Raw genomic sequence first — 23554 nt, forward strand, 5'->3', positions numbered from 1 at the left:
GCGATCGCTTTTACCAATCGCAATAATCCCCTTAATCCAATCGTTGGGTACGAAGTTGGTTTCGTTCTTATGGGGGTGTTGTGGCTGGCACACTGAATTTATCTTTAGAGAGGCTAAACAGTTCACGGGCCTCACCGATTGTCAGGCACGCAGCGAACAGAAGCTTGACTTTCATTCCAACGCTGCTTTGACCGCGTTGAACTTGGCTAAATGGGAGGCTTACCAGCAGCGGAATACCGACGAGCCTTTTGTCTTTTCAATGGCCTCGTATAAACGCCGAAAACTCAATCACCATCTACTGGAGCGGTTTATTCACAACTTAGCCCTGGACGAGACTTTGATTAAATCCCACCCCAACTACCAGAGCCTTTGTGACTACGGTAGTCTAGTCTCTTAGTTATGTCCGGAGTATTGAAAACCAGGGGTGGCGGTTAGAAGTGTGGCTCCACACCTGATCAATCATCACTTTGAGCCCGACGGAGTAGGCCACTGCGAGCAGCTGATCAAAGACTTCAATATCGCCAAACGTCGGATCGATTCGGCGCATATCGGTGATGCCATAACCCAGATCGTTCATTGGCGACTCAAAGATCGGGCAGAGCCAGATCGCATCAACGCCTAAGGCAACCAGGTAGTCTAGCTTTTCTACAACGCCTGCGAGGTCTTCTGTCCCATCGCCGTCGGTATCGAGAAAGCTGAGCGGATTGATCTGATAGATGACGGCATTTTGCCACCAGGCTCCCTCGTGCTCTACCTCATTGGCGTCTTTCCAGGTCCAGTCCCAGTGGTTGATTGAGGAGTTTCCTCACCAGTTAGTGTTAATGACATTCATGGGGTGCTGAGGCTTTTGACCAATTAAGTCGAAAGAAAATACTGCTTAAGAATTTGTTAATGTACAACCTAGAGCGTATCCATTACCGATGACTTCCCTCTGCGGTAATACAACAAATTAATCACAATGTAATGTTGCAATATTAAGTTTGGCAACGCTTAAAAGCTTTTCCAGCAGGCTTTTTTAGGTTCGCCTGCTCATTCCGCCTGCTCATTTCGTCTGTTCAAGGGATGGCCAGAACGTAGGATGAACAAACTGATAGCCGGTGCTTTTGAGCTTGGTATTAGAGACACGGACGTTATGGGTGCGTCGGCTGGGCTGGCTTTCATCCCATTGGACGGGGGCGAGATTTTGGCGATCGCACACCCTCCCAATCAATTCTCTCACCGTCAGAATTTCATCCTGAACGAGATTGTAAATGCCCGCTAGCCGCTGCTGGCACGCCCAGTCAATTGCCCCGACGATATCTTCTATGTGAATCCAGTTGCTGTACTCTGCGCCTTTACCAGGCCGAGTGGTGCCCGCAGCGCGCCCGTAAATGCTCTCGACGGTTCGCCCTGGGCCATAGATGCCGCCTAGCCGCAAAACGCAGATCTGTCGCTGGGGGCTGGCGGATGCCAACAGCGTTTGCTCAGTTGCTGCCAGAATTTCTCCCTTTTCAGTGCTGGGCGCTGGCGGCATCATTTCGGTGACCCAAACGCCGTGATGCTGGCCATAGACGGCATAGCTGCTGGTGTAAATCAGCTGTCGAATGTCTGTTTCAGGTAGAACATTAGCCAGCGTTTGAGCCGTGTTTAGATAGGTCTCTACGTAGCTAGCGCCTCGTTTTGGCCCGACGCACAGCAGCGCTACCTGACAATCTGAGAGCGCTGCCCGCAGCTGGGCGGCATCTGTGCCAGTGAGGACTTTTACCTGATTTGCGACAGCCGAGAGTTCTGAAAGGCGATCGCTGCGAGTCGTGGTCGCTAGTACATCTACTCCCTGATCTTGCCAGCGTCGGGCCACTGCGGTGCCCACATACCCACAGCCAATAATGGCGGCTTTCATCCTGTGCCTTCCTCAGATTTCTTGATCGTTTTAGCAGAATACGAGGACCGGTGTCTTCTGTAGACCCCTTCTGATCTGAAGGTGAACCCCGACAGCGGATGATAAGCAGCCTGTAGCAAAGTATTAAGATTTTTCAATGATTAACGTTGCCTAGATAGATAAAGAGGATGGTATATTTTATGTATTGAGTAACTCCCTAGTTCTCATATTTTTCCATAGTCTTTCATCTATTTCTGCGATAGCGCAATCAGTGGTCTAAAATTCGCAGTCGGTGATTCAATCCGGCATCGCGGCAAGGCTAGTGGCGATTTACCCTCTTATCTTGTTCACTTCCATGATTAACGCCAATGTTATTGCCCAAACAAGCTGGCTAATTCCCTGCTATCCCCTGCTGGGGGCGATCGTCTCGGTTTTTTGGTCACCGGCGCTGATCCGTCGCACTGGTCCCCGCCCGGTGGGGTATATCAACCTGGTGACAACGATTTTTGCTCTGGTTCACAGTGGTTTGGCTCTGGCAGAGGTGTGGCATCAGCCTGCTCAGTATCTATCGCTGTCGTGGTTGCAAGTCGCCGATCTCAATCTGACTTTACCGCTGGAGCTGTCCGCGCTGACGTTAGGGGCAACAGTCGTCATTGTGATCCTCAATCTGCTGGTGCAGGTCTACGCGGTGGGCTACCTGCAAATGGACTGGGGCTGGGGCCGCATGTACGCGCTGCTGGCTCTATTTGAGGCGGGTATGACGGCGCTGGTGCTGTGCGATTCGCTGTTCTTTAGCTATATTTTGCTGGAGATTTTAACGTTGGGAACTTACCTGATCGTCGGCTTTTGGTTTAACCAGTCGCTGGTGGTGACGGGGGCGCGAGATGCCTTTTTGACTAAGCGCGTGGGCGATCTGATTTTGCTGATGGGGGTGCTGGCGCTCTATCCGCTGGCAGGCACCTGGAACTTTAGCGAACTGGCGCAGTGGGCGCAGGCGAATCCTTCTATCGGGCAGACGCAGACGCTGACGTTGGCGCTGATTGGCACGGCGCTGGTGGCTGGCCCGGTGAGTAAGTGCGCTCAGTTTCCGCTGCATCTGTGGCTAGATGAGGCGATGGAAGGCCCGCTGCCCACTACTATTTTGCGTAATTCGGTGGTGGTTGCCACTGGGGCCTGGGTGCTGGTGAAGTTGGAGCCGGTAATTGCGCTGTCGCCCTGGGCTACAGGGTTAGCGATCGCCATTGGCACTGTTTCTGCCCTCGGTGGCACGATGATTGCCGCTGCTCAAATCGATGCTAAACGGGTGCTCTCATATTTGGCCACTGCCTATATGGGGCTGATATTTATCGCGATTGGCACGGGGCATGCAACAGCGGCCCTGCTGTTGGTCTTTACCCACGCGGCGGCGACGGCTGTGCTCCTGATGAGCACTGGCTCCGTGATTCTGAGCGTCATTACGCAAGATATTACTCAGATGGGCGGGCTCTGGAGCCGTCGCCCGATCACGGGGCTATCATTTTTGGCGGGCATTGTAGGGCTGATAGCACTGCCGCCTTTTGGTGGGTTTTGGTCGCTGATGGCTGTGCTAGAAGGGCTGCGGGCAGATGGCCGGTGGGGGTTAGTGCTGGTGGTACTGGTCGCGAATGGGGTGGCAGGCTTTGCCCTGGTGCGAATGTTTGGCCTGATGTTTGCGGGCGATCGCACTGCCATGACCGCCCGCGCACCCGAGCCGATCTGGTTGATGGTGCTGCCGATGACGGTGATGGCTGGGTTAACTCTGCATCTGCCGCTGGTGATTAAAAATCTGTCACTGTTTCCCAGTGATCTAACCTTGCACTGGTCGCTGGGCTGGACGCTGTTTTTATCGAGCGTGGGGGGCATGGCGATCGCCAGTTTCTTCTATATATTCAATCGGGTTAAAAGCCCGGCTGAGCTACTGCCACCCGTGCTCAATCGACTGCTGGCCTATGACTTTTATACGCCTAAGGTGTATGAGATGACGGCGATCGCCGCAGTCGATCTCATCTCTCAGCTCACCGATTGGCTAGATCGCTACGTTGTTGATGGATTAGTTAACTTTGTTGGACTGTCGTCACTGTTTAGCGGTGAAGCGCTGAAGTATGCAAACAGCGGTCGGATGCAAGCATACGCGCTAACGATCGCGTTTTTTGTTGCGGCCATCAGCATCTACCTGGCTTTGATCTCTCTACCTGCCTGATGCCGGACTGTTCGTGTTGCAAACTCTTCCCTCCATTAAAAAACATGCTAAGCCCTCTCATTTGGCTACCGACCATCGGCGGTCTGCTGCTTGCCTTCCTCCCTTTCAAGCTCACCGCCCAGCAGTCTCGAATCTCAGCCCTGACAGTGTCTGGCCTTGCGCTGCTGTGGACGATTTTGCTATTTACCCAGTTCGATCTGAGCGCTGCTGGCTTTCAGATGCGAGAGTTTATGCCGTGGCTACCGATGCTGGGGCTAAACTACGATCTCGGCCTGGATGGGCTCTCGCTGATGATGGTGGCACTCAACAGTCTGCTCACCTGGATCGCAATTTACGGCAGCCGGGAGACTATGGAGCGTCCTCGATTTTTCTACGCGCTTATGCTCTTAGTCAGCGGCGGTGTAGCAGGCGCTTTTTTGGCCCAAAACCTGCTGCTGTTCTTTCTGCTGTTTGAGATTGAGCTGGTGCCGCTCTATTTTCTCATCTCTATTTGGGGAGGCGATAAGCGTGACTATGCGGCGACTAAGTTTTTGCTCTACACGGCGATCGCAGGCGCGTTTATTCTGGCCAGCTTTTTAGGGGCTGTCTGGCTAGGCGGCAGTGCTGACTTTTCTTACGATCAGGTGCTGCAAATTGAGCTGCCTCAGTCTACTCAAATTGTCTTGCTAGGGCTGATGCTGGTTGGCTTTGGCATTAAAATTCCGCTGGTGCCGTTTCACACCTGGCTACCGGATACCTATGTGGCGGCGTCTCCTTCAGTGGCGATTATGCTGGGTGGCGTTTTGGCCAAGCTGGGCACCTATGGCATCTTTCGCTTTGGGTTGGGGCTATTTCCTGATGCCTGGGCAGCGCTATCGCCTTTTCTCGCAGTGTGGGCGGCGGTGAGTGTGCTGTACGGGTCGGTGACGGCGATCGCGCAAAAAGACATCAAGCGCATGGTGGCCTACAGCTCTATCGGCCACATGGGCTACGTCATGCTCGGCGGCGCGGCCTTTACCGAACTCAGCTTGGTTGGGGCCATCTCTCAAATGGTCTCTCACGGCCTAATTTTGGCGCTGCTGTTCCATCTTGTCGGCGTTGTTGAAGACAAAGTAGGCACTCGCCAACTCGATCAGCTCAATGGCCTGATGAATCCGCTGCGGGGTCTGCCTGTCGTCAGTGCCCTGTTAGTGCTCAGTGGCATGGCCAGCGCGGGCATTCCGGGGCTAGTCGGCTTCATCACAGAGTTTCTGGTCTTTCAGGGCAGCTACAGCGTCTTCCCGGTGCAGACTCTCCTCTGCGTGGTGGGTACAGGGTTGACGGCTGTGTACTTTGTCATCTTGATCAACCGCACCTGCTTTGGTCGGCTGGACAATCAAAAAGCCCACTACGGCAAGGTCAGCCTTACTGAACAAGTACCGGCACTGATTTTGGCAACGCTGGTTGTTGTGCTGGGCCTTCAGCCTAACTGGTTAGTCCATTGGAGTGCTGCTAGCTCTAAAACATTAGTCGCCGCAGTGCCCATCCCAGAAACTCGCATTGCGCTTCAATCTGAACCTGCTGTCTTCTCACCGAAACTATAATGACTACTGCTACTCTCACTGCCACCTTGCCGCCGTCTACTCACGAATTCTCTGAAGTCATTCACCGATTGGAAGCCGGGGGCTCGATGCTGCCCGACACGCCCGACAACCTTAAACAGATCATCGGCATTTACAAAGCCTACGCCGTGCCGATGGACTTTTACTGGCGAGATTTGCTCTACATTGCTGAGCAGGTCTTTCTCAACCCACTGCCCGCCTTCAAATACTTCATCTCCGAAGAATATCTAGACCGACCCAACGCCTATGCAGGCGATACCGCCGACTTACGGATCTGGCGCGGCGAAGCGGATGCCCACCCAGAGCTGAGAGCCTTTATGGAAAAAGGCGAGGTCAACCGCAAGCTGCCCAAGCTGCTGCACCATCTCTGGCACGACCGGGTCAATATGGAATTTGCCGAAGCCTGCATGGAAGCAATGCTGTGGCACGAAGATATCAACCCTGGCTTTAATGCTTATCTAGATAGTGAAGAGTATAAGCAGAATAGCGATCGCGCCATTCGCGCCTACTTCAAAGGCAACCCGGCTATGCTCGGCCTTTACAAACTCTTTCCTGAGATGTTTCTAGAGCAGGTAAAAAAACTCTCTTACTACGCCAACTTAGGTTTGTTTTGGGAGGTGATGGCCCCGGTCTTCTTCGAGATGAGCGATCTGTACGACGAAGGCAAAATGACCACCGTACCTGAAGCGATGGAGTTTTTGGTCAATGGCATCTTTGCGGTAGCGGGTCGCCCGATCTATCACCATGTTTATATCGATGGTGAATGCTACGAGATTATTCCTAAGTCTCAAGCGTTTACCTGGCTGTACGAAGCCGCTCTGCCCTATGTCGAAGCGGTCTTTTATCGCACGGCTCCTTTTAGAGGTACCAAGTCTTACAACGCGCAGGCCGGACAGATTCCTGCCGATCAAAAAGACTTTCACTACGGCATTCTGTATGCCGATGTCTTTCCGGTGGGCAGTGCGGGCATTCCGCCGACGCTGCTGATGCAAGATATGCTGCACTTTTTACCGGACTATCTGGTGGAAGAGTATCAAAAACACGGACGCGGCGAAGACGATATGCTGATTCAGCTCGGAATCACCTTCCAGCGATCTATGTACAATGTCACTTCAGCGGTGATTCAGGCCCTACGGACAGCGCTGCTCTATCCGTTAGATGACCCTAATCCTGAGCATTTAAAGGCTAACCGTCAGTTTTTTGAGCAACAGATTGATCGGTTCAAGCGTCCGGAAGCGAGATTGCGGGATGTGCAGGATCAGAGTTATCGGTAGGGCAGGAGACAGGAGACAGGAGACAGTTAATTCTGACTACTGACTACTGAATTCTGCGAAACTCTCCCACTTCGAGTTATCCCTTTAATTGTTCACGGATTTTCCCCAAGGAATTGCAATGCCAAGTATTGTAGAGATTGCTGTTGAAACGGAAGGATTTTCCACGCTGGTTGCAGCCGTTCAAGCAGCGGGGCTAGTCGATGTGCTGGCGACGGGTGGACCCTTCACCGTGTTTGCGCCGACCGATGACGCTTTTGCAAAATTGCCGCCCGGCACGGTGCAAACGCTGGTAGACAATCCACCGCAGCTAGCGCGCATTTTGAAGTATCACGTTGTTGCTGGTTCCTGGCGGAAAGCCGATTTGTCTTCAACTGATACCCTGACATCGCTCGAAAGTTCACCGATTCCTATTCGCACTGAGCCGAACTTTGAGGTTAAAAATTCAACGGTCGTGGCAGCAGATATTGAAGCTGACAACGGCGTTATTCATGTGATTGATAATGTGATTTTGATGGGTTAGCTGGGTTAGCTGGCGAGCATTTGACGGTCGTTGGCGTTCAGGTGGTGAGGTTCAGCAGTAATCGTATCTATATCTGGGGGGTGTTGTCATCGCGATCGCACAGCGCAGCAATTATCGTCGATGCTATAAAGCCTTAAGATGTAAAACCTTAAGACAAATACTGCTCCTCCTGCGCTTTCCATGCTCTCCACCATTCAAAAGATCGCGACTAAGCTCTCACCCCGCATTATCGAAATTCGCCGCCACGTTCACTCCCATCCCGAACTGAGCGGCCAAGAATATCAGACGGCTGCTTACATTTCGGGCGTGCTCTCTTCCTGCGGCTTTCATGTGCAGGAGATGGTCGGCAAGACGGGCGTTGTCGCTGAGCTAAAAGGCGAGACGCCGCCCAATCAGGACGTGCTAGCCATTCGCGCTGACATGGACGCGCTGCCGATTGTTGAAAAAACGGATCTGCCGTTCGTCTCTAAGAGTCCGGGGATTATGCATGCCTGTGGCCACGATGCGCACACGGCTGTTGGCCTCGGAACGGCGATGGTTTTAGCTGAGCTGGTCAATTCCAGCGAGCAGCTTTTTCCTAGCACGACTCGCTTTCTTTTTCAGCCCGCTGAAGAAACCTCTCAGGGGGCGAAGTGGATGATTGAAGACGGCGTTATGCAAGATGTTGCGGCTATTTTTGGCCTGCACGTATTTCCTAGCATTCCTGCTGGCGTGATTGGGCTGCGTCAGGGCGCGCTCACGGCTGCTGCCGATGATCTAGAAATTGTGATTTCGGGTGAATCTGGTCATGGTGCGCGCCCTCACGAAGCCATTGACGCTATTTGGATTGCGGCGCAGGTGATCACGCAGCTCCAGCAGTCAATTAGCCGGACGATTAACCCGCTGCACCCGGCTGTGATTACGATTGGTCAGATCTCGGGTGGTCGCGCGCCCAATGTGATTGCCGATCAGGTGCGTCTGACGGGGACAGTGCGATCGCTCCATGCCGACACCCACGCCCTGCTCCCAGAATGGATAGAGCGGATTGCAACCGACGTTTGTCACCTGCATGGCGCGACCTGCACCGTCAACTATCGCCGTCGCTGTACCTCTGTGCTCAATGATCCTGATTTGACTCAGCTAGTGGCTGACTGTGCCAGTGAGGCGTTGGGCAGCGATCGCATTCAGTGGATCGCCGATGCCTCTATGGGCGCAGAAGATTTTGCTAACTACACCAGCCTCACCCGAGGGACGATGTTTCGCCTGGGCGTCGGCTTTGCAGGTCGCCACAACTATTCGCTACATCACTCGCAGTTTGAAATTGATGAGACGGCTCTGATATCTGGCGTGGTTACTATGGCGTATAGCGCTTATCGGTATTGGCAGTCTGGGAATGGGGAAACGGGGAACGGGGAAACGGGGAATGACCGGCTAGACCGCTGATTTTTAGATTCTGTTTTTAGAGAAAGGTTTCTTGCTTAAGCTTTGCCTTTTTTCAGTGATTGCTCTGATATTGCTCTGGGCAGAGGATATTTGAGAATCTATCTAAAGAAACTGATTGCTACTGATATTTACTCTTTTAGAAGTGTTAGGTAAGCTACGGAATTTCGTAGTATGCAGTTTGATAGCGCTCGATAGATGGAGCGCTGTGCTCTTCTTGTCGTCCAGCTAAGGAACATAGCAATACCATGACGTTCTTTCAACGCAGCCGTCGCTGGCTCACAGCCCTAGCGCTAGTACTGCTGCTCACTGTTACTACCGGCTGTGCTACGGCTACTCGTGAAGCTCCCACGGGAACTAATATCGGCTACGAGCAGCTACAGCGAGGCAACTCTACCGCTGGGCAAACCTATGGTGACTGGGTTGTCAGTGCAGCTCAAGGGCTGATCTCCGATGCCTACGTGCGCGATAACGACAAACTTGGCGTTGTTATCAGCGACTCGGTGCGGCCTAGCGAAGTGAAAGATCTTTCTCGATCTCTGCTTCAAGGCTTTCGCCAAAGCTTTCCTGATAAAGATTTGAAAGTACTGGTGTATGCCCCTGATAAGGAGCTGATTCTACAAGCTAACTACGACTCGCAAACCCGGCAAGTCGAGTACGAACAGCCCGCATAACGGTTTGGTCAAGCCGGAGATGTCCAGACTGTTACCAGAACTTTAGGCAGTCTACGGTTCGCTTTGCTGGCACCATACCTACCAAACACTCATCAATTTGGAGTTTGCTCTCATGTCTACAAGTGACAAATACAAGCGCGAGATCATGAAAGATCTCGCAGGCGGCAATAAAGAAGTCCTCAACGATAATGAAGCTTTAGGCGAAAAGTATCAGAGCTTCGATGACTTTGCTGATCGCTCTTCTCGCGATGAGCGGCACGGTTTGCTCAAGCGGTCTTTCCATCCGGAGCGGGTGCCCGCGAGTCAGATGGACCCTGAGCTGAAGCAGGCGATCGCAAAAATCAAGCCAAACGAGCGCGATGATGTCGCTCGCGATTTCTTTAAGCATCTCAAAGAGCGAGGATTGAGCGATCGCGATCTAGAAAAGCAGCTGGGCCTTTCGACTCACAACCCCAAGAAAATGAATGCGGATGACGTGGGCAAGCTAGCGTCTTTTGCCTATACCGCTCACCCTGATGTCTTTCAAGATGTGCTAGCTGATCAGCCCGCTATTTTGAAGTTTTTGAGCAATCCGCTGGTAGGCGCGGCGATTGGGGCGATCGCGGCCAAGTGGCTTCATCGCTAATGCAATTGGTTATTCTAAGGGCCTGAGCGCCTAGCTTAAGACCAATTTGAAGGGGTGCCTACGGGCACCTTTTTGCGTCAGGGCTGAGGGTAAACTGAACCTCAGTCCTGATTCATCGTCTACTCAGTTCATGTTCACTCTTCATCTGTTTTCTCTGATCGCTATGGCTAGCTCCGCCGATAAAGCTATGAGCCCGCTACTGTTTGCCGGCAGCCTGACTGCTATTGCCTATGCTGGCACCTGCCTTGCTCTCTATCACGCTCAGGCAAAGTTGATATTCCGTCCTTTGCCGCATCTGATGAGTACCCCAGCTGATAGCGGCTTGCCCTACGAAGACGTTTGGATACCGGTGAGTCAGGAGACTGGCGCAGATCTAGAAGCGGGTACGCTGCACGGCTGGTGGTTGCCTAATCCGGGCAGTCGTCAGGTGCTGCTGCTTTGCCACGGCAACTATGGCAATATCAGCTATAACTTAGAGCGCATTCGCTTTTATTACAATCTGGGCTTTTCGGTATTTGCCTTTGACTATCGCGGCTATGGTCAAAGCACTGGCGTTGGCCCCACCGAGCAAACCACCTATGCCGATGCTGAGATGGCGTGGCAATGCCTGACAGCAGTGCGCCAGATTGCGCCAGAGCAAATCACCGTTTGCGGCCACTCAATGGGCGGGGCGATCGCCATTCACCTGGCAACCCAACAGCCCCGCATGGCCAATCTCATCGTCAAAAGCTCATTTACTGCCATGAAAGACGTGGTAAAGGGCAGAGCGATCTATCGCTTTTTTCCTATAGAGCAGTTGCTGACCCATCCTTTCGACTCTCTCAGTAAAGTCAGCCAGCTCAAAGTGCCCGTTCTCTACGTGCATGGCGATCAAGATCGAGATGTTCCGTCTTTCATGAGCGAGCATCTGTACAGGGCATCTCCTGATCCCAAAGAGATCTGGCTGGCAAAGGGTGCTAATCACAACAACATCGCCACCCTACTCGGAAACGCATATGGCGAAACGGTCAAAGCCTTCTGCTCAAACGCTTGGCTGCAATCAGCTCGGCAAAGCTTTGGTTAATTGAAAAACAGAGATCTCCGCTAGAAATCTCCGCCACGGGTCGTCGTTAGTTTTTTAAAACCTTGCCTAACCGTCCTACGTGGGCGTCTGCTGCAAATCTGGCTTTTCTTCCGGTAAAATTGCGCCTTCTACCGGGCAGACCTGTAGGCAGATGCCGCAGTCAATGCAGGTATCAAAATCAATCCAGTACCAGTCGGTGCCTTTTTTGTTTTTACCTGGCCCTTCGTGAATGCAGGCGACAGGGCAAGCATCGACGCAGTCGGCAACGCCTTCACACACGTTGGTCACAATGGAATGGGCCACAGGAGAGTCTCACTTTGAAAAGGGGCTTATCTAGCTTAGTTAACTATTTCGATTTCGGGCAAGCCCTGATCGGCAATCCAGGCGATGCGGCTGATGTTGCGTTTGCGGGCGATCGCTCTCACTTCCTCTACCGACTGCTCTAGGTCTAAGCTCATCTCTACCCGCACCGTGTTCTCTGACTGGCGGGCCTTTTGCGCATAGGCCATGGCTGCCACCGCCGCCGATTCGCTCTTCGGCACAATCAGCCAGTCCGTCGGGGGAAGTTCGCCCGGTAGCTGACCGCTCGGCACTAGCTCCTGATGCAGCCGCTCAATATTTAAGACAAAGCCAATGCCCGGAAAGCCGTGACTGCCCGCAGCGGCATCGTAGACCGCCAGTAAATTGTCGTAGCGACCGCCCTGCCCTAGTATCTGGCGGCTAGCACTCACCACCTCAAAAACGATGCCCGTATAGTAACCAAAGGGCCGAATGAGGCTGAGATCTAAGACAATTGGCGGCACCGCAATGCCCTGCTGACGCTCCTGCTCAAACAGCGCTGTCAGAGACTTGAGCTGATAGGCGATCACCTGCTGCTGCTCATCTAGATCAAACTCGCTTAGCTTCGCTAGCACAGTCTTAGGCTCGCCGCGTAAGTCCATCAGCTGCAGCGCCAGCGTCCGCAGTTCAGCAGGCAGCGTCATTTCTTCTAGCGCCACCCGGTCTAACGTCGCAATGTAGTGGCTTACCTGGTCGCGCATCGTCTCTGGAAAAGGCGACAGCAGCGAATAGGTCAGGGCCGCTTCGCCCAGCACGAGCGTCGCATCGGACAGATTTAGCGTGCTCAGACAGGCCGAGACCAGCAGCACGGCTTCTGCATCGGCTACCAGACCGCTGGCCCCGAGCAGCTCAATACCTGCCTGGTGATATTCCTGCTGGCCGCCCCGACTGCCCTGCGCCGAGCGCCGAAACACATTGGCATTGTAATAGAGCCGCTGCGGGTAAGTCACCGAAGCCAGCCGGGTCACCGCCGCTCGAGCAATCGAAGCGGTCAGCTCAGGGCGCAGACCTAGCCGCTGCTCGCCCACCTGCCCAATCTGTAGCTCGATCACCTCAGTTCGCTCAATGGCTCCGCCCGCCATCAGCGTATCCATCGTCTCTACCGTCGAGGTGATGATGCGATGGTAGCCCCACCGATGAAAGACCTGCTCCAAGCGGTCTTCAATCCAATGCTTTTGGACGACATCGAGCGGGAGTAAGTCGCGGCCACCGGTGGGGGGCTGGTATGTATTTCCTACTGGGTTTCCTGCGGGCATCTATGCTTTCTTTCCACCAAACAATCCGCTCAAAAGACCGCCGCCTTTGGCTTCCTTCGCAGCGCTTGCGACTTTGGCTGACTTGGCACCGAGCTGAGTTTGCACTGCTTTGGCCATGTCGTTGTCGGGGTCAAAGGTGAGGGCTTGCTTGGCGTGAATCTTAGCCAGGGTGGCTTGTCCGGCCTTGAGATAGAGGCTGGACAGGTAGCCGTGACAGAGGGCGCTTTGCGGGTGGGCGGCGATCGCTTCTCGCAGTTCTAAAATAGCGCGAGAGTAGTCCCGTTTATAGTCAAATTCTTTGGCGCGGCTCAAATAGCTTTCAATGATGACCTCGTGACGGGGGCGACGAGGGGTGTCTACGGGTTCAGCAGGAGCGGTGTCAGCGATCGCGCTGCGGGTGGTTTTTTCGCCTATATTCCCTTTGCGCGTCAGGTAGACTGCATTGAGTTCGCTGATTTCGCCAATGGCGGTTTCCACCTGAGCTAGATCGTCAAACTGAGTATCAGCAATTTTTTTGAGCGCCGCCGTATAGTCGGCTTCCAGATTGCCAGTGCCTAGCAGTCTTTTCGCGGCCTCGCACTTGGCTGTAAATAAAATCGGTCTGGCGATGAGCTGCTGCTGCTTCATTTTCAGCAAAATATAGTGCTCCGTCATCGATTTCTCCTGAGTCAGCGCCTCATAAGCTGGATTCACCCTTTTTGAGAGCAGCTCGCTCGCTCGCTGTCTCTGCGCCTCGGGCATCTCTCTCAGGCTGTCAGGATGGAGCCGTCGGGCGACCTTGAGATAGCGTTTGCGCACCTGCTTGGGGTCGGCTGCTAGAGAAAATCCGAGCACGGCATGATGGTCAGTCACGTCGAGTTTAAAGAGCCCTTCGGTGATGGTCATAGCTAGTTTGTAAAGGTGGGATAAAGGTCGCAGGCTCAGAATGCCCGCAATCATCCTTCATAAACGCTTCATCGCAGCGGCCACCACGACACCTTATCTCTAGTCGCCCCATAAACTGCCTTCATCCCTTCTGGATCGCAGACTTGAACAATATCTGTCGCTTCAGATTTGGCATGGCTTTTGAGCAGCCCTACTTTGACCATGCCCTTGAGCACCTGTTCGACTGTGCGGTGGTTGAGCTGCGCGGCTCTGGCGATGATGTCTATCGGTAGATCAAAGCTGAAGGTGCTGTCGTCTTCGGGCTGATTGCCCAGCGATCGCTCCTGATAAATCAGCGCTCTCAGTAGCGCTGCCACTGCCTGAGGCGGATAGGTACTGCAGTTGAGCAGGTGATATTGAAATTTTTCGCGCAGTTCAAATAGCAGGCTATAGCGAGACTGAAACTCTGAGCTGTTTTGATAGAGCGCTTGAACGTTAGCGCGGGGAATCTTGACAACGTCAGTCGTTTTATAAGCCTCTACCAGGCTAGGAAATCCGTGGTAAACCTGGCCGTAGCTAAAGTCCAGATTTAACATGCCAAAGCAGCCGCCCGGATAAGTCAGGGCAATCACCCGGTCTAGAGGGGCGCTGCGAGCGATCACCGGGCCGCCGCTGACAATGGCGTAGAGGTGATCGAGCGGAGCATCGGGCAGGTAAGCCGTGTAAACAGGCCGACTGGAGTAAAGCTTTTCGAGCGAGCAGTCTTCTAGAGTCAAGTATTGAGCTACCTGATCGGTATCGAGCCCCCGAAATAAAAAATTTGTCTGCGTCAGCTCTGTCATCCAATCGGGCGAGGAAGGAGCCTGCACGGTTTGTTTAGCCATCTCGACTTCTCCTGCAAGGCTTTCACTTTTCTATTCTGTCACGTAGCCCAGGGTGGGTAGATATAAACTGAAAATGAATTTGAAAACATTCTTGATTCGTATTCAGCTTACTGATGTAGAATTTTGAGCAGGCAAAACTTAGATTGCTGGGCACTTATTACCTGCCACTTAGCTTTTAGGAAATTCACATGCGTCTGGCTCTGTTTCATCGGCGATATCGGGTTCAGCGGTGGTTGGTTTTGGGCGCTCTGCTGGGAGCTGGTCTGGTTTTCAGCTTAGGTGCCGCCTTCTGGGGGGCTGGCAGTATTTTGGCTGGTTCGCTCTCCTGGCAGGGTTGGTTGGCGATCGCCGTCACCATTGCCGCTTTCTTAGGCAATGCACTAACAGCGCTACCGGCTGAAATTGTGTTTTTGGGAGCAGCGGCAGTTCTCTTTTTAAGCGGCGTTTTAGATGAAAAAGCGGCTCTCTCGGGTTTCAGCAACTCGGGCATGATCACCGTAGGCGTGCTCTACATGGTAGTAACCGGATTGCAGCAAACCGGAGCCTTACAGTGGGTGTCGCAACAGGTGTTAGGAATGCCCAAAACGCCTAGCAGAGCGCTGGTACGCCTAATGCTGCCGGTGATGGGTGCGAGCGCTTTTCTCAACAACACGCCGGTTGTCGCCATGTTTATTCCGGTGGTGAATGATTGGTGCCGCAAGCTGCGCTTTAGTCCGTCTAAGCTGATGATTCCGCTGAGCTATGCGGCGATTTTTGGTGGGCTGTGCTCGCTGATTGGCACGAGTACCAATCTGGTGGTCAACGGTTTGCTGATTGACGCTACAGGAGAAAGCGGTCTCAGGCTGTTTGATATTGCTTGGGTTGGACTGCCCTGCGGTCTGGTGGGCTTTTTGTTTTTGTTTTTTGCGCAGCGGTGGCTGTTGCCTGATCGTCAGGCAGTCCTCAGCGACACGGATGATCTGCGTGAGTACACCGTCGAGATGAGCGTCATCCCCGAGAGTCCGCTGGTGGGCAAAACGGTAGAAAAGGCGGGGCTGCGGCATCTGCCTGACCTGTATTTAGCTGAGGTTCGGCGGGGCCCACAGGTATTAGCAGCAGTCGGCCCGCAAGAGATTTTGCAGAGTGGTGATCAGCTGTTGTTTGTGGGGGTGGTCGATTCTATTCTGGACTTGCAGCGCATTCGCGGATTGCAGCCTGCGACCGATCAGGTGTTTAAGCTAGACAGCGATCGCACCGAGCGCAGTCTGATTGAGGCGGTGGTCTCTAATACCTGTCCGCTGGTGGGGCAGACCATTCGTGAAAGCAAGTTTCGCAGCCGGTATAACGCGGTGGTGGTGGCAGCGGCACGCAATGGCGATCGCCTCTTCGGAAAAATTGGTGATATTCGCCTTCAGGCGGGCGACACGCTGCTGTTAGAAGCTTCTCCCGCCTTTGTCGATGAGCGTCGGATCTCGCGTGACTTTTATCTGGTTAGCACCATTCCTAACTCGGAGCCGATTCGCCACGAGAAATCGCTGTGGGCATTTGGCCTGACGGTGATGATGGTGGTTCTAGCAGCGGTGGGTTGGCTGAGTATGCTGCAAGCGGCGGTGCTGGCAGCGGTGGGAATGCTGGTTTTGGGCTGCTGCTCTCCGGCCCAGGCGCTGCGAAGTATTGACTGGTCGGTGCTGCTGGTGATTGCAGCGGCACTGGCGCTGGGTGAGGCGCTGGGTTCTACCGGGGCGGCTGAGGCGATCGCCACTGGCTTCATCAGCTTAGCGGGCAATAATCCTTGGCTAGTCTTAGCGGCCATCTACGCTGTCACTACTATTCTCACTGAGATTATTACCAACAACGCGGCAGCAGCACTGATTTTCCCGATTGCGCTCTCTTTAGCAAATCAGCTCGGCGTCAGCTATCTGCCCTTTGTAATTGGCATTATGATTGCGGCTTCTGCCAGCTTTGCGACGCCCATCGGCTATCAGACAAACCTGATGGTCTGCGGGCCAGGCGGCTATAAATTCTCCGACTTTCTGCGAATCGGCGTGCCGCTTAATATTTTGTATGGTGTGGTGACCGTCGCCTTAACGCCCTTCATCTATCCTTTTTAGCGTCCTCTGCTCTGTTTACGAATCTGTTTACGAAGAAAGGGTTCTACAGAGCTTCAGCAGTCGCTGCTTCCACTGGCTGAGCCGCACTGACTAGCGAGAGCAGCGGCCCCATTTGTTCTTGTCCGGTCAGGGCGAGATCGCTGTGGCACAAAAATATGCGCGCTTGAGTTCGGCCGGCAAGGTCTCGCAAAGTGCGGCTGAGCTGAGCTTCGTTGGCTGCTTCAATTTCCGCTGGCGTAATGGGGCGACCGGGCCAGCTCTGCAAAAAGATGGGTGCGCCAAACAGTTCTCCGGCACTCATTCCCCACAGCGGTGAACCCGCATCTAGCCAAAACTGCCAGCGATGCGTAAGGCGCTGGACGCGGTACTGATAGATGGTTGAAAGCGTGACGCCCTGACGGTCAGGAGCCAGCGGCTTCACCGGATAGGGATTGGCAGAAACCGTGCCCTTTTGCAGAAGCTGGATAAAGCGACCGACTGCGCTCAGGGCTGTTTTCTCGGAAGGGCCATCGACCAGGCGCAACCGCTCTTCTACTTCCCAGAAGTGCTGGGCCGTTTCGGTCAGTTCGCGCAGGGTGGCGAGCTGATCGTAGGGCAGATGATTACCGCGCCACAAAAAGTCTTGAATGATGCGATCAATAGAGATGACGGGGTTGAAGGTGAGCCGCTGTTGGCGCAGCTGGTTTTGCGTATGAATCCATGCCAACAGGCGGCTGTAGGCAGCGGCGGCCCGGTGCCCTAGCTTATCCCAGCGGGCGAAGGTGTTGGCGGGCAGCAGGTGAGGATTTTCGACATCGGGGACGAAGCAGTGATCGGCGATCAGTTCGGCGCGGACGGGGTCGATGGCGACCAGATCAAACCAGGGGGGGGAGGCGCTGGTGCTGGGAGTAAGAGAGAGATTTTGGCTGAGGACGACGAGCATTTCGGCGATCGCATCCCGGTCTACTAGCCGTCCTAACCCCGGATAGATTAAAGCCAGCAGCGATAGCAGTGCTCGCACCATCGGCGAACTCACTAAGGGCCGCTGGTCGCTGAGCGATTCTAGGGCGATCCCTCGGCTGCTGAGAATTTCGATCAGGCTGTAGCGGCCAATGGCGTCTAGACCGGGGCCAATGACGGCAATTTCGCTGGGCTGGGCCTGGCCGCTTTCAATCGCTTGGGCGATCGCCTCAGCCGTCGTTCGCAGCATGTGCCCGCGTGAGGTTTCCTGAATGAGCGATACCTGCTCAGGGAGGTCGGGCATGGCCAGCGGATCTTCTACCCAGTGGGCAAAGCGATCGCCAAACCGGGCTAAAGAATCAGTGCGGGGCGATTCTAGCTCGATTACTTGACAGCGGTCAGCGAGCGGTAGCAGCGCCTCTGGGTCAGCGCCTAAGCCCAAACGCACTTTACCCTGAGGGCTATAGGTAAAGGCGCAGGGCCGCTCAGCGTCTAAAAAAACAGAGAATAGGGGGCGAGCGATCGCTGGATATTCATCCACATCGTCAGCCAGCAGACCGCTAAACCGGGACAGTAGCTGCGTTTGGTATTGCGGCGTGGGCAGCAGGTGCCGCCAGTACAGCGTACTCATCAGCCCGTAGGTCAGTAGCCCTCTTTGCAGGCACCAGTCTCGCCATTCGACCAGCGCTGCACCCACGGTTTGCCATACGGCAGAGGGCGCTATTAGGCCAGATATGCCCGTTTGCAGCCGGGCCGGAATCTCTTCAATTGGCACGCCTGCTTGGGCCGCAAGCTGTAAAAAGTCGAGGGTGCGGCGTACCGTGCGGCTCTCTCGCCAGCCTTCTACTTGTAGGGTGCCGTCGTCAAGTCGGGGCTGCCAGAGCTGAGTGGCCAGCACCTGCTCATTTTCGGGGCGGAGCTTGAGCGGAAACTGAGCCTGAAGGGTTAACTGCTGCACGAGCAGCGGCCAAAATAGAATAACTTCGTCTTGAATGAACCCAGCCGGGGTGGTAGTGAGAGTGGCCACGCGATCGCGCAAAGCTTCACCCAGCCGACTGGCCAACACCATGCGATTGTCCCCATTTGCCGCAAAGACAATCAGGGGCTGACGCTGCTCGGCTCCGGTAGTCTGAGCAAAGTCGATGAGCTGATGGGTTTTGCCGCTGCGAGTCGGGCCAGATATCCAGAGCGCGACCATAGAGAGTGCTAATACATCTGCACTTGTACTATACGCTGAGGTGACTTAGCCTGACCGCATCTCTACAGACGCAGCGAGCAAAAAAGCCCGCTGATGAGCGAGCTTTCAAGGAAAGATAAATTAGTAGCCAGTCTGAGGACTCTGGCCGAGAAGTGACTAGGAGACGGAAGCAGCGATCGCGAATAAGCCCACTACCAAGCTAGCGGCAACGCTTCCTAAAATAATATAGTTCCGCTTCTCATTGCCGCTCGGGGGCTCAGCTTCGTACATTTTGGGCTCAACCGCAAAATTGTTCAGCAAGCCGGTTTCGTCTTCGGTATAACGCATAGTAGTTATCACTCATTTAATGTGAAGTTATATTAACAAATTAACGGTTATTTTTCCAGTGCTTAGTCAATAAATCTGCCATAGGAAAGAAACAGTTCGCAAAAATCAGCACCTACTGCTCAAATTTCCGCTACAGCGGGTAACACAAACTATGAACGACCTCAAGATTGCTATTGAAGGAGCGGCTGCGCAGGAGGCAGCGATCGCTCTTTTTGAAATTGATGGGCTCACAGGCGAATATGAGCGCGACCCGGAGGCAACGCGCGATGGCGGGCTGACGGTGGTAGCGACTGTATTGGGTATTGTCGGCGGCACGATGGCGATAGCGGAGCAGATTCGGCAGTGGTATGTGGCCTACCGGGAGCGGCAGGGTGTGAAGAAGATTGAAAAGGTGCTGATTGTCACTCCGAAAGGGCGTTTTCTGCTTGAAGATGCCACTATTGAGGAAATTGCTAGGGCGCTAGAGCCGCTGGCGAAATAGCGTTTTTGAGTTTTGACTGCTCGCCCGGCTGCTATGCAAATTCTCCATATTGACCTGCGATCGCTCGATGTTGACTATGCCGATTTGCGCTACAGCGGCGAGAATCTGAATGCCTTTGCTGAGCGGTGGCTGCCCCTCGCAGAGATTCAAGACCTGATAGACCTGATGGAGCGCGACTATTACGTGGCGCTGCCGGAAGGCTCCGTGAAGACCGGGCGGCGACTGTACGAATGGCTGGATGGGAGCGATCGCTGGCTGTCTTCTTTACTCGGGTCAGGCTCGGCGGTGCTAGCCATAGCTACAGGTGAGCGGCTGGCGCATTTGCCCTGGGAGGTGATGCACGATGGGCAGGGCTTTTTGGTGGGGCGATCGCAGCCCGTTGTCCCCGTGCGGTGGCAGGGTGAGCGGCTGACCTGGCAGACGGCGGCAGTGCCAAATCGACCGCTGCAACTGCTGTTTATGGCGACTTCGCCTGTGGGGGTGAAGCCGGTTTTAGATTTTGAGGCGGAGGAGGGGCGCATTCTCACGGCGACGGCAAGGCAGCCTTTGACGCTGGCGGTGGAGGAGAGCGGCTGCTTGTCTGAGCTGGCGGAGCTGCTAACTTCCTATGGTCCTGACTATTTTGACGTGGTGCATTTGAGTGGTCATGCCTCGATTAGTGACAAGGGGCCGCGCTTTATTACGGAGACGGAGACGGGCGATCGCTACGATGCGAGCCCGCAGGATATTGCCAAAACGCTTCAGTTTCGCTTTCCGCCGTTGGTGTTTTTGTCGGGGTGCCATACGGGGCAGGCGGGGCGCAGAGGCGAGGTACCGAGTATGGCAGCGGCGGTGCTGGAAGCTGGGGCAGGCGCGGTGCTGGGCTGGGGGCGTCCGGTGCGAGATGTGGATGGCATTTTGGCGGCGGAGGCGCTGTATAAGGCTTTGGCGGGCGCGGGGAGTTTGCCGGAGGCGCTGGCAAAAACCTACCAGGCGATGATTGAGGCTGAGGCGCGAGATTGGCACTTGCTGCGGCTGTATGTGGCGGGGGCGATGCCGCGAAATTTGGTGACGCCGCTGAAGACGAAGGGGCGGCAGAGAGCACAAAAGCCTTCGATGGCGACGGACTTTTTGGATGCTGAGCAAAAGGTGAAGGTGCCCAAGCGGGAGAGCTTTGTAGGTAGGCGGAGACCGTTGCAGGCTTGTTTGCGGGCGCTGCGAGACCTAGAGAGTACGGGCGTGTTGATTCATGGCATGGGTGGGCTGGGTAAGAGCAGTTTGGCGGCTAGGTTGTGCGATCGCCTATCGGACTTTGAGCGGGTGGTGTGGTTTGGCCCGTTGGATGAGGCGGGGCTGGTGAATAAGCTGGCGGAGCGGGTGCGCGACCCGAACTTGCGTCAGCAGGTGCAAGATCACAGTCAGCCACTGAAGTATCGGCTGCGCGATTTGTTTGAGGCGGCAGAGCGGGACTTTTTGCTGGTGCTGGATGATTTTGAGGCGAACCTGGAGCCGGTGGGTCAGGGGTTTCGGCTGAAGGCGAGTAAGCCAGAGAGCCCGGCGCAGAATCCGGCGCGGGCCATGGAGGCGCTGATGTGGGCGCTTGAAGCGGCGGAGCGGGGGCACCGGGTGGTGATTACCTGCCGGTATGATTTTGAGTTTGATGGGCTGAGGCGGGTTTATAAGCAGCCTTTGGAGGGGCTAGCGGGTGCGGACTTGCGTAAAAAGCGTCAACAGCTTGCGGCGTTCAGGGATAAGTCTGCGATTGAGAAGCCGCTACAGGAGCGGGCGCTGCGGTTAGCGGATGGGAATCCGAGACTGTTGGAGTGGTTAGATAAGATACTGTGCAATCCGGCGGAGTTGGGAGCGGGCAGCGTAGTGGCAGTGTTGGATGAGCTGGAGCGTAAGCCGAAGGAATTGCGGGAGCGAGTGCTGGCGGCGGTGCTAGTGCAACAGATGGATGAGTCGATGCGGAAGATGTTGGCGCGGGCGAGGGTGTACGAGCTGCCAGTGCCTAGAGAAGCAATTGCTGTCGTTTGCGAGGGGATTTTACAAGTAGAAAATCTTATAAATCAAGCCATAGCCATTGGGCTATTAGAGAAAGGCTGGAACGAAGAACTACGAGTGCCGAGAATCTTACCTCTCGAATTGATTTATGAAGAAAATTTATTAGGAAAAGCCGCAAGAAAACTTGCGCAAACGTGGTCAGGCGATGCCGTTGATGGAGAAGCTAAAGTTCTTGAGATTCACAGAATAGCTATGAAAGGGAAAGAGCATGAGCTATCTGTATCAACTGCGGTAGTGTTATCACAAAGATGGCTGATGAGAGGGCAAGCTCGTGAGACTATTTCAATGTGTGAAAAGGCATTCTACATGACTGAGCATCCTCAGCTCCTGCTGAACATTGCAATTGCCAAAAGCACTTTGGGATTAAAAGAAGAATCGCTTAGTCTTTATAAAAGAACATCAGAGATGCTAAAGACTTCGGAAATTTGCAAGGAAGGAACAGAGTCATATCTATATATTCAGCTCGAAATAAATAATAGACTATCTGATCTATACGATCAGCAAGGACAGACAGAACAGGCACTGGCTGGCTATCTAAAGAGCCTAGTAATTTCAGGAAGATTAAGGAATAAAGAAGCAAAAGCAGGTGCATATAGAAAGGTTGCTGGTGCATATGCAGATATAGGCAAACTAGATAAAGCAATTACGTCTTATAAAAAAGCTCTCTGGCTCGTAGAAAATAATGAAAACTCGGTTATGAGAGGAAGTATCCTTCACGATATAGCAAGGGTATACTTTCTCGTAGGCGACATTAACTTGGCGATGGATTTTTTCAATTTGGCATTAGCCCACTTTAAAAAAGTTGGTGACTTGTCAGGATTTCATCTCGCGCTGCATGAACTTGGAAGAGTCTTTATTCAGCAAGAAAAATACGGCGAAGTTTTACCCCTACTGGAAAAATGTCTCAATTTCTTTGAATCTGCTGGGGACGTCAGAGCAGAAGCGAAGTCATTGCACGAAATCGGACATGTTCTCTTGAAGCAAGGCAAAGCTAAGAAAGCAATCGTATATTTAAAGAAGGCTTTGAAGATTGAGACTCAGCAAGGGGATCTCTGTGACCAAGTAATCACCTTTAACACCTTGGCTGGTGCCTATCTAGAATTAAAATTCGTGAAAAAGAGCTCTAAATATGTAAAAAAATCGTTGCACCTTATCGAGAGATTTCCAGGAGGTTTTTCTGCAAAAGCAGATACGTTCGGTATGTGGGGAGCTATTCAACTACTGAATGGTTCTGGAAGAGATGCAATCGACGCTTTTCGAGCTTCACGTGAATACTTTTTGAAAGCAGGCAATAGCATTGGCGCAGCCCTAGCTGCTGGTGCTATAGGCAATATACTATATGAGCACTTTAAAGAATCAGAAGGTGCTCTAGAGCACCTAGAGGAATGCCTCAGAACATTAGACGAGCTAGATTCGCCCAAGAAGGAAGCAATCAAAGAAAGAATTCTGTTCATAAGAAGCCAATGAAGATAGAAAAGGGCTGTCTTGAGCTGTTTGATAACCTACTTAGCAGTCAACCGAGGCGATATATCTGACACAAGAACACCTCGCTATATGGCTATATGGCATCTGCTGGCGGTTTCATGTTCAATAAAGGCTCGGAAATCGGCTCTAGCATTAGCTGAATGGCATCTTTTAGATTAGTGATCGTCTTTTCTTTGTCCTCTCCAAAAGAAGACACATAGTTTAACTCTGGGCAAGTCGCCGAATACGCCTACGCCTCATCATCCCACTCTAAAATTGCTCGAACCGCCATCTAGCAGCCTCTGCAAAAGAACGAACGCAATATTTATTAGTATACTATGACCAACAATCGGCAAATTAGTCTACCGATGCGAATACTGCCACTACCTAGCAATTTTGAGTACGGCCCTACTGACCACCAGCAGTTCCCCTACCTGC

Annotated in this window: 19 protein-coding genes and 1 pseudogene; 12 read left to right on the top strand and 8 right to left on the bottom strand. The window is 53.5% G+C overall.

What is annotated here, in order from left to right; all coding sequences use genetic code 11:
* Positions 1 to 397: pseudogene (locus CKL79_RS08965) on the top strand (hypothetical protein); the annotation flags it as partial.
* Here the strand turns inward: CKL79_RS08965 and CKL79_RS23815 are convergent.
* Entirely contained in the window at positions 398 to 793 is a 396-nt protein-coding gene (locus CKL79_RS23815; protein ID WP_121969251.1) for an alpha-amylase family glycosyl hydrolase, read from the bottom strand.
* Positions 794 to 1042: 249 nt separating this feature from the next.
* Positions 1043 to 1879 carry an SDR family oxidoreductase gene (locus CKL79_RS08975; RefSeq protein ID WP_121969252.1) on the bottom strand — a complete coding sequence of 279 codons (837 nt, stop codon included), beginning with the start codon at positions 1877 to 1879 and terminating at the stop codon, positions 1043 to 1045.
* Positions 1880 to 2213: 334 nt separating this feature from the next.
* On the opposite strand from CKL79_RS08975, the gene CKL79_RS08980 reads away from it, so the two are divergent.
* The 8 genes from CKL79_RS08980 to CKL79_RS09015 all read left to right on the top strand — a co-directional run bounded on the left by CKL79_RS08980 (position 2214) and on the right by CKL79_RS09015 (position 11231).
* The gene (locus CKL79_RS08980; protein ID WP_121969253.1) at positions 2214 to 4076 is read left to right on the top strand and encodes an NAD(P)H-quinone oxidoreductase subunit F; all 1863 of its coding nucleotides are present in this window, start codon (positions 2214 to 2216) and stop codon (positions 4074 to 4076) included.
* 44 nt (positions 4077 to 4120) lie between these two features.
* Positions 4121 to 5638: an NADH-quinone oxidoreductase subunit M gene (locus tag CKL79_RS08985; RefSeq protein ID WP_121969254.1), complete on the top strand. Its 1518-nt coding sequence runs from the start codon at positions 4121 to 4123 to the stop codon at positions 5636 to 5638.
* Positions 5638 to 6930, top strand: coding sequence for a CO2 hydration protein (locus tag CKL79_RS08990; protein ID WP_121969255.1), 1293 nt, complete (start codon positions 5638 to 5640; stop codon positions 6928 to 6930). Before CKL79_RS08985 ends, CKL79_RS08990 begins: the two co-directional genes overlap by 1 nt.
* A 118-nt stretch (positions 6931 to 7048) precedes the next feature.
* The gene (locus tag CKL79_RS08995; RefSeq protein ID WP_121969256.1) at positions 7049 to 7450 is read left to right on the top strand and encodes a fasciclin domain-containing protein; all 402 of its coding nucleotides are present in this window, start codon (positions 7049 to 7051) and stop codon (positions 7448 to 7450) included.
* Positions 7451 to 7630: 180 nt separating this feature from the next.
* Complete coding sequence (locus tag CKL79_RS09000) at positions 7631 to 8872, top strand: M20 family metallopeptidase (RefSeq protein WP_121969257.1); 1242 nt, start codon at positions 7631 to 7633, stop codon at positions 8870 to 8872.
* 245 nt (positions 8873 to 9117) lie between these two features.
* Entirely contained in the window at positions 9118 to 9543 is a 426-nt protein-coding gene (locus CKL79_RS09005; protein ID WP_121969258.1) for a hypothetical protein, read from the top strand.
* Positions 9544 to 9655: 112 nt separating this feature from the next.
* Positions 9656 to 10168 (top strand): hypothetical protein, encoded by a 513-nt coding sequence (locus tag CKL79_RS09010; protein WP_121969259.1) that lies wholly within the window; start codon positions 9656 to 9658, stop codon positions 10166 to 10168.
* A gap of 163 nt (positions 10169 to 10331) precedes the next feature.
* Positions 10332 to 11231, top strand: coding sequence for an alpha/beta hydrolase (locus CKL79_RS09015; RefSeq protein ID WP_170944013.1), 900 nt, complete (start codon positions 10332 to 10334; stop codon positions 11229 to 11231).
* 75 nt (positions 11232 to 11306) lie between these two features.
* On the opposite strand, the gene CKL79_RS09020 is transcribed toward CKL79_RS09015, so the two are convergent.
* The 4 genes from CKL79_RS09020 to CKL79_RS09035 all read right to left on the bottom strand — a co-directional run bounded on the left by CKL79_RS09020 (position 11307) and on the right by CKL79_RS09035 (position 14574).
* Positions 11307 to 11534, bottom strand: coding sequence for a ferredoxin family protein (locus CKL79_RS09020; protein ID WP_121969261.1), 228 nt, complete (start codon positions 11532 to 11534; stop codon positions 11307 to 11309).
* A gap of 35 nt (positions 11535 to 11569) precedes the next feature.
* Positions 11570 to 12826, bottom strand: coding sequence for an ATP phosphoribosyltransferase regulatory subunit (locus CKL79_RS09025; RefSeq protein WP_121969262.1), 1257 nt, complete (start codon positions 12824 to 12826; stop codon positions 11570 to 11572).
* Positions 12827 to 13711: a J domain-containing protein gene (locus tag CKL79_RS09030; protein WP_121969354.1), complete on the bottom strand. Its 885-nt coding sequence runs from the start codon at positions 13709 to 13711 to the stop codon at positions 12827 to 12829. It lies immediately after the preceding gene.
* 68 nt (positions 13712 to 13779) lie between these two features.
* A complete protein-coding gene (locus CKL79_RS09035; protein ID WP_121969263.1) occupies positions 13780 to 14574 on the bottom strand; it encodes a Crp/Fnr family transcriptional regulator in 795 nt (264 codons plus the stop codon).
* 188 nt (positions 14575 to 14762) lie between these two features.
* Here CKL79_RS09035 and CKL79_RS09040 point away from each other — a divergent pair, with 188 nt between their 5' ends.
* Positions 14763 to 16664: an SLC13 family permease gene (locus tag CKL79_RS09040; RefSeq protein ID WP_121969264.1), complete on the top strand. Its 1902-nt coding sequence runs from the start codon at positions 14763 to 14765 to the stop codon at positions 16662 to 16664.
* A gap of 43 nt (positions 16665 to 16707) precedes the next feature.
* On the opposite strand, the gene CKL79_RS09045 is transcribed toward CKL79_RS09040, so the two are convergent.
* Together CKL79_RS09045 and CKL79_RS09050 are read right to left on the bottom strand one after the other, a co-directional pair.
* Positions 16708 to 18801: a hypothetical protein gene (locus tag CKL79_RS09045; RefSeq protein WP_121969265.1), complete on the bottom strand. Its 2094-nt coding sequence runs from the start codon at positions 18799 to 18801 to the stop codon at positions 16708 to 16710.
* A gap of 156 nt (positions 18802 to 18957) precedes the next feature.
* On the bottom strand, positions 18958 to 19128 hold the full coding sequence (locus tag CKL79_RS09050; protein ID WP_121969266.1) for a ssl1498 family light-harvesting-like protein: 171 nt from the start codon (positions 19126 to 19128) through the stop codon (positions 18958 to 18960).
* 151 nt (positions 19129 to 19279) lie between these two features.
* On the opposite strand from CKL79_RS09050, the gene CKL79_RS09055 reads away from it, so the two are divergent.
* On the top strand, positions 19280 to 19609 hold the full coding sequence (locus CKL79_RS09055; RefSeq protein ID WP_121969267.1) for a hypothetical protein: 330 nt from the start codon (positions 19280 to 19282) through the stop codon (positions 19607 to 19609).
* 33 nt (positions 19610 to 19642) lie between these two features.
* Complete coding sequence (locus tag CKL79_RS09060; RefSeq protein ID WP_121969268.1) at positions 19643 to 23119, top strand: tetratricopeptide repeat protein; 3477 nt, start codon at positions 19643 to 19645, stop codon at positions 23117 to 23119.
* The last annotated feature ends 435 nt before the right edge of the window (positions 23120 to 23554 follow it).

The organism is Leptolyngbya sp. BC1307 (genome assembly GCF_002286735.1).
Taxonomy (GTDB): domain Bacteria; phylum Cyanobacteriota; class Cyanobacteriia; order Phormidesmidales; family Phormidesmidaceae; genus Phormidesmis.

Excerpts from the sequence above, each read along its gene's own strand:
- CKL79_RS08975 (WP_121969252.1), bottom strand. The coding sequence starts at position 1,879 with ATGAAAGCCGCCATTATTGGCTGTGGGTATGTGGGCACCGCAGTGGCC.
- CKL79_RS08980 (WP_121969253.1), top strand. The coding sequence starts at position 2,214 with ATGATTAACGCCAATGTTATTGCCCAAACAAGCTGGCTAATTCCCTGC.
- CKL79_RS08985 (WP_121969254.1), top strand. The coding sequence starts at position 4,121 with ATGCTAAGCCCTCTCATTTGGCTACCGACCATCGGCGGTCTGCTGCTT.
- CKL79_RS08990 (WP_121969255.1), top strand. The coding sequence starts at position 5,638 with ATGACTACTGCTACTCTCACTGCCACCTTGCCGCCGTCTACTCACGAA.
- CKL79_RS08995 (WP_121969256.1), top strand. The coding sequence starts at position 7,049 with ATGCCAAGTATTGTAGAGATTGCTGTTGAAACGGAAGGATTTTCCACG.
- CKL79_RS09000 (WP_121969257.1), top strand. The coding sequence starts at position 7,631 with ATGCTCTCCACCATTCAAAAGATCGCGACTAAGCTCTCACCCCGCATT.
- CKL79_RS09005 (WP_121969258.1), top strand. The coding sequence starts at position 9,118 with ATGACGTTCTTTCAACGCAGCCGTCGCTGGCTCACAGCCCTAGCGCTA.
- CKL79_RS09010 (WP_121969259.1), top strand. The coding sequence starts at position 9,656 with ATGTCTACAAGTGACAAATACAAGCGCGAGATCATGAAAGATCTCGCA.
- CKL79_RS09015 (WP_170944013.1), top strand. The coding sequence starts at position 10,332 with ATGGCTAGCTCCGCCGATAAAGCTATGAGCCCGCTACTGTTTGCCGGC.
- CKL79_RS09025 (WP_121969262.1), bottom strand. The coding sequence starts at position 12,826 with ATGCCCGCAGGAAACCCAGTAGGAAATACATACCAGCCCCCCACCGGT.
- CKL79_RS09030 (WP_121969354.1), bottom strand. The coding sequence starts at position 13,711 with ATGACCATCACCGAAGGGCTCTTTAAACTCGACGTGACTGACCATCAT.
- CKL79_RS09035 (WP_121969263.1), bottom strand. The coding sequence starts at position 14,574 with ATGGCTAAACAAACCGTGCAGGCTCCTTCCTCGCCCGATTGGATGACA.
- CKL79_RS09040 (WP_121969264.1), top strand. The coding sequence starts at position 14,763 with ATGCGTCTGGCTCTGTTTCATCGGCGATATCGGGTTCAGCGGTGGTTG.
- CKL79_RS09045 (WP_121969265.1), bottom strand. The coding sequence starts at position 18,801 with ATGGTCGCGCTCTGGATATCTGGCCCGACTCGCAGCGGCAAAACCCAT.
- CKL79_RS09050 (WP_121969266.1), bottom strand. The coding sequence starts at position 19,128 with ATGCGTTATACCGAAGACGAAACCGGCTTGCTGAACAATTTTGCGGTT.
- CKL79_RS09055 (WP_121969267.1), top strand. The coding sequence starts at position 19,280 with ATGAACGACCTCAAGATTGCTATTGAAGGAGCGGCTGCGCAGGAGGCA.
- CKL79_RS09060 (WP_121969268.1), top strand. The coding sequence starts at position 19,643 with ATGCAAATTCTCCATATTGACCTGCGATCGCTCGATGTTGACTATGCC.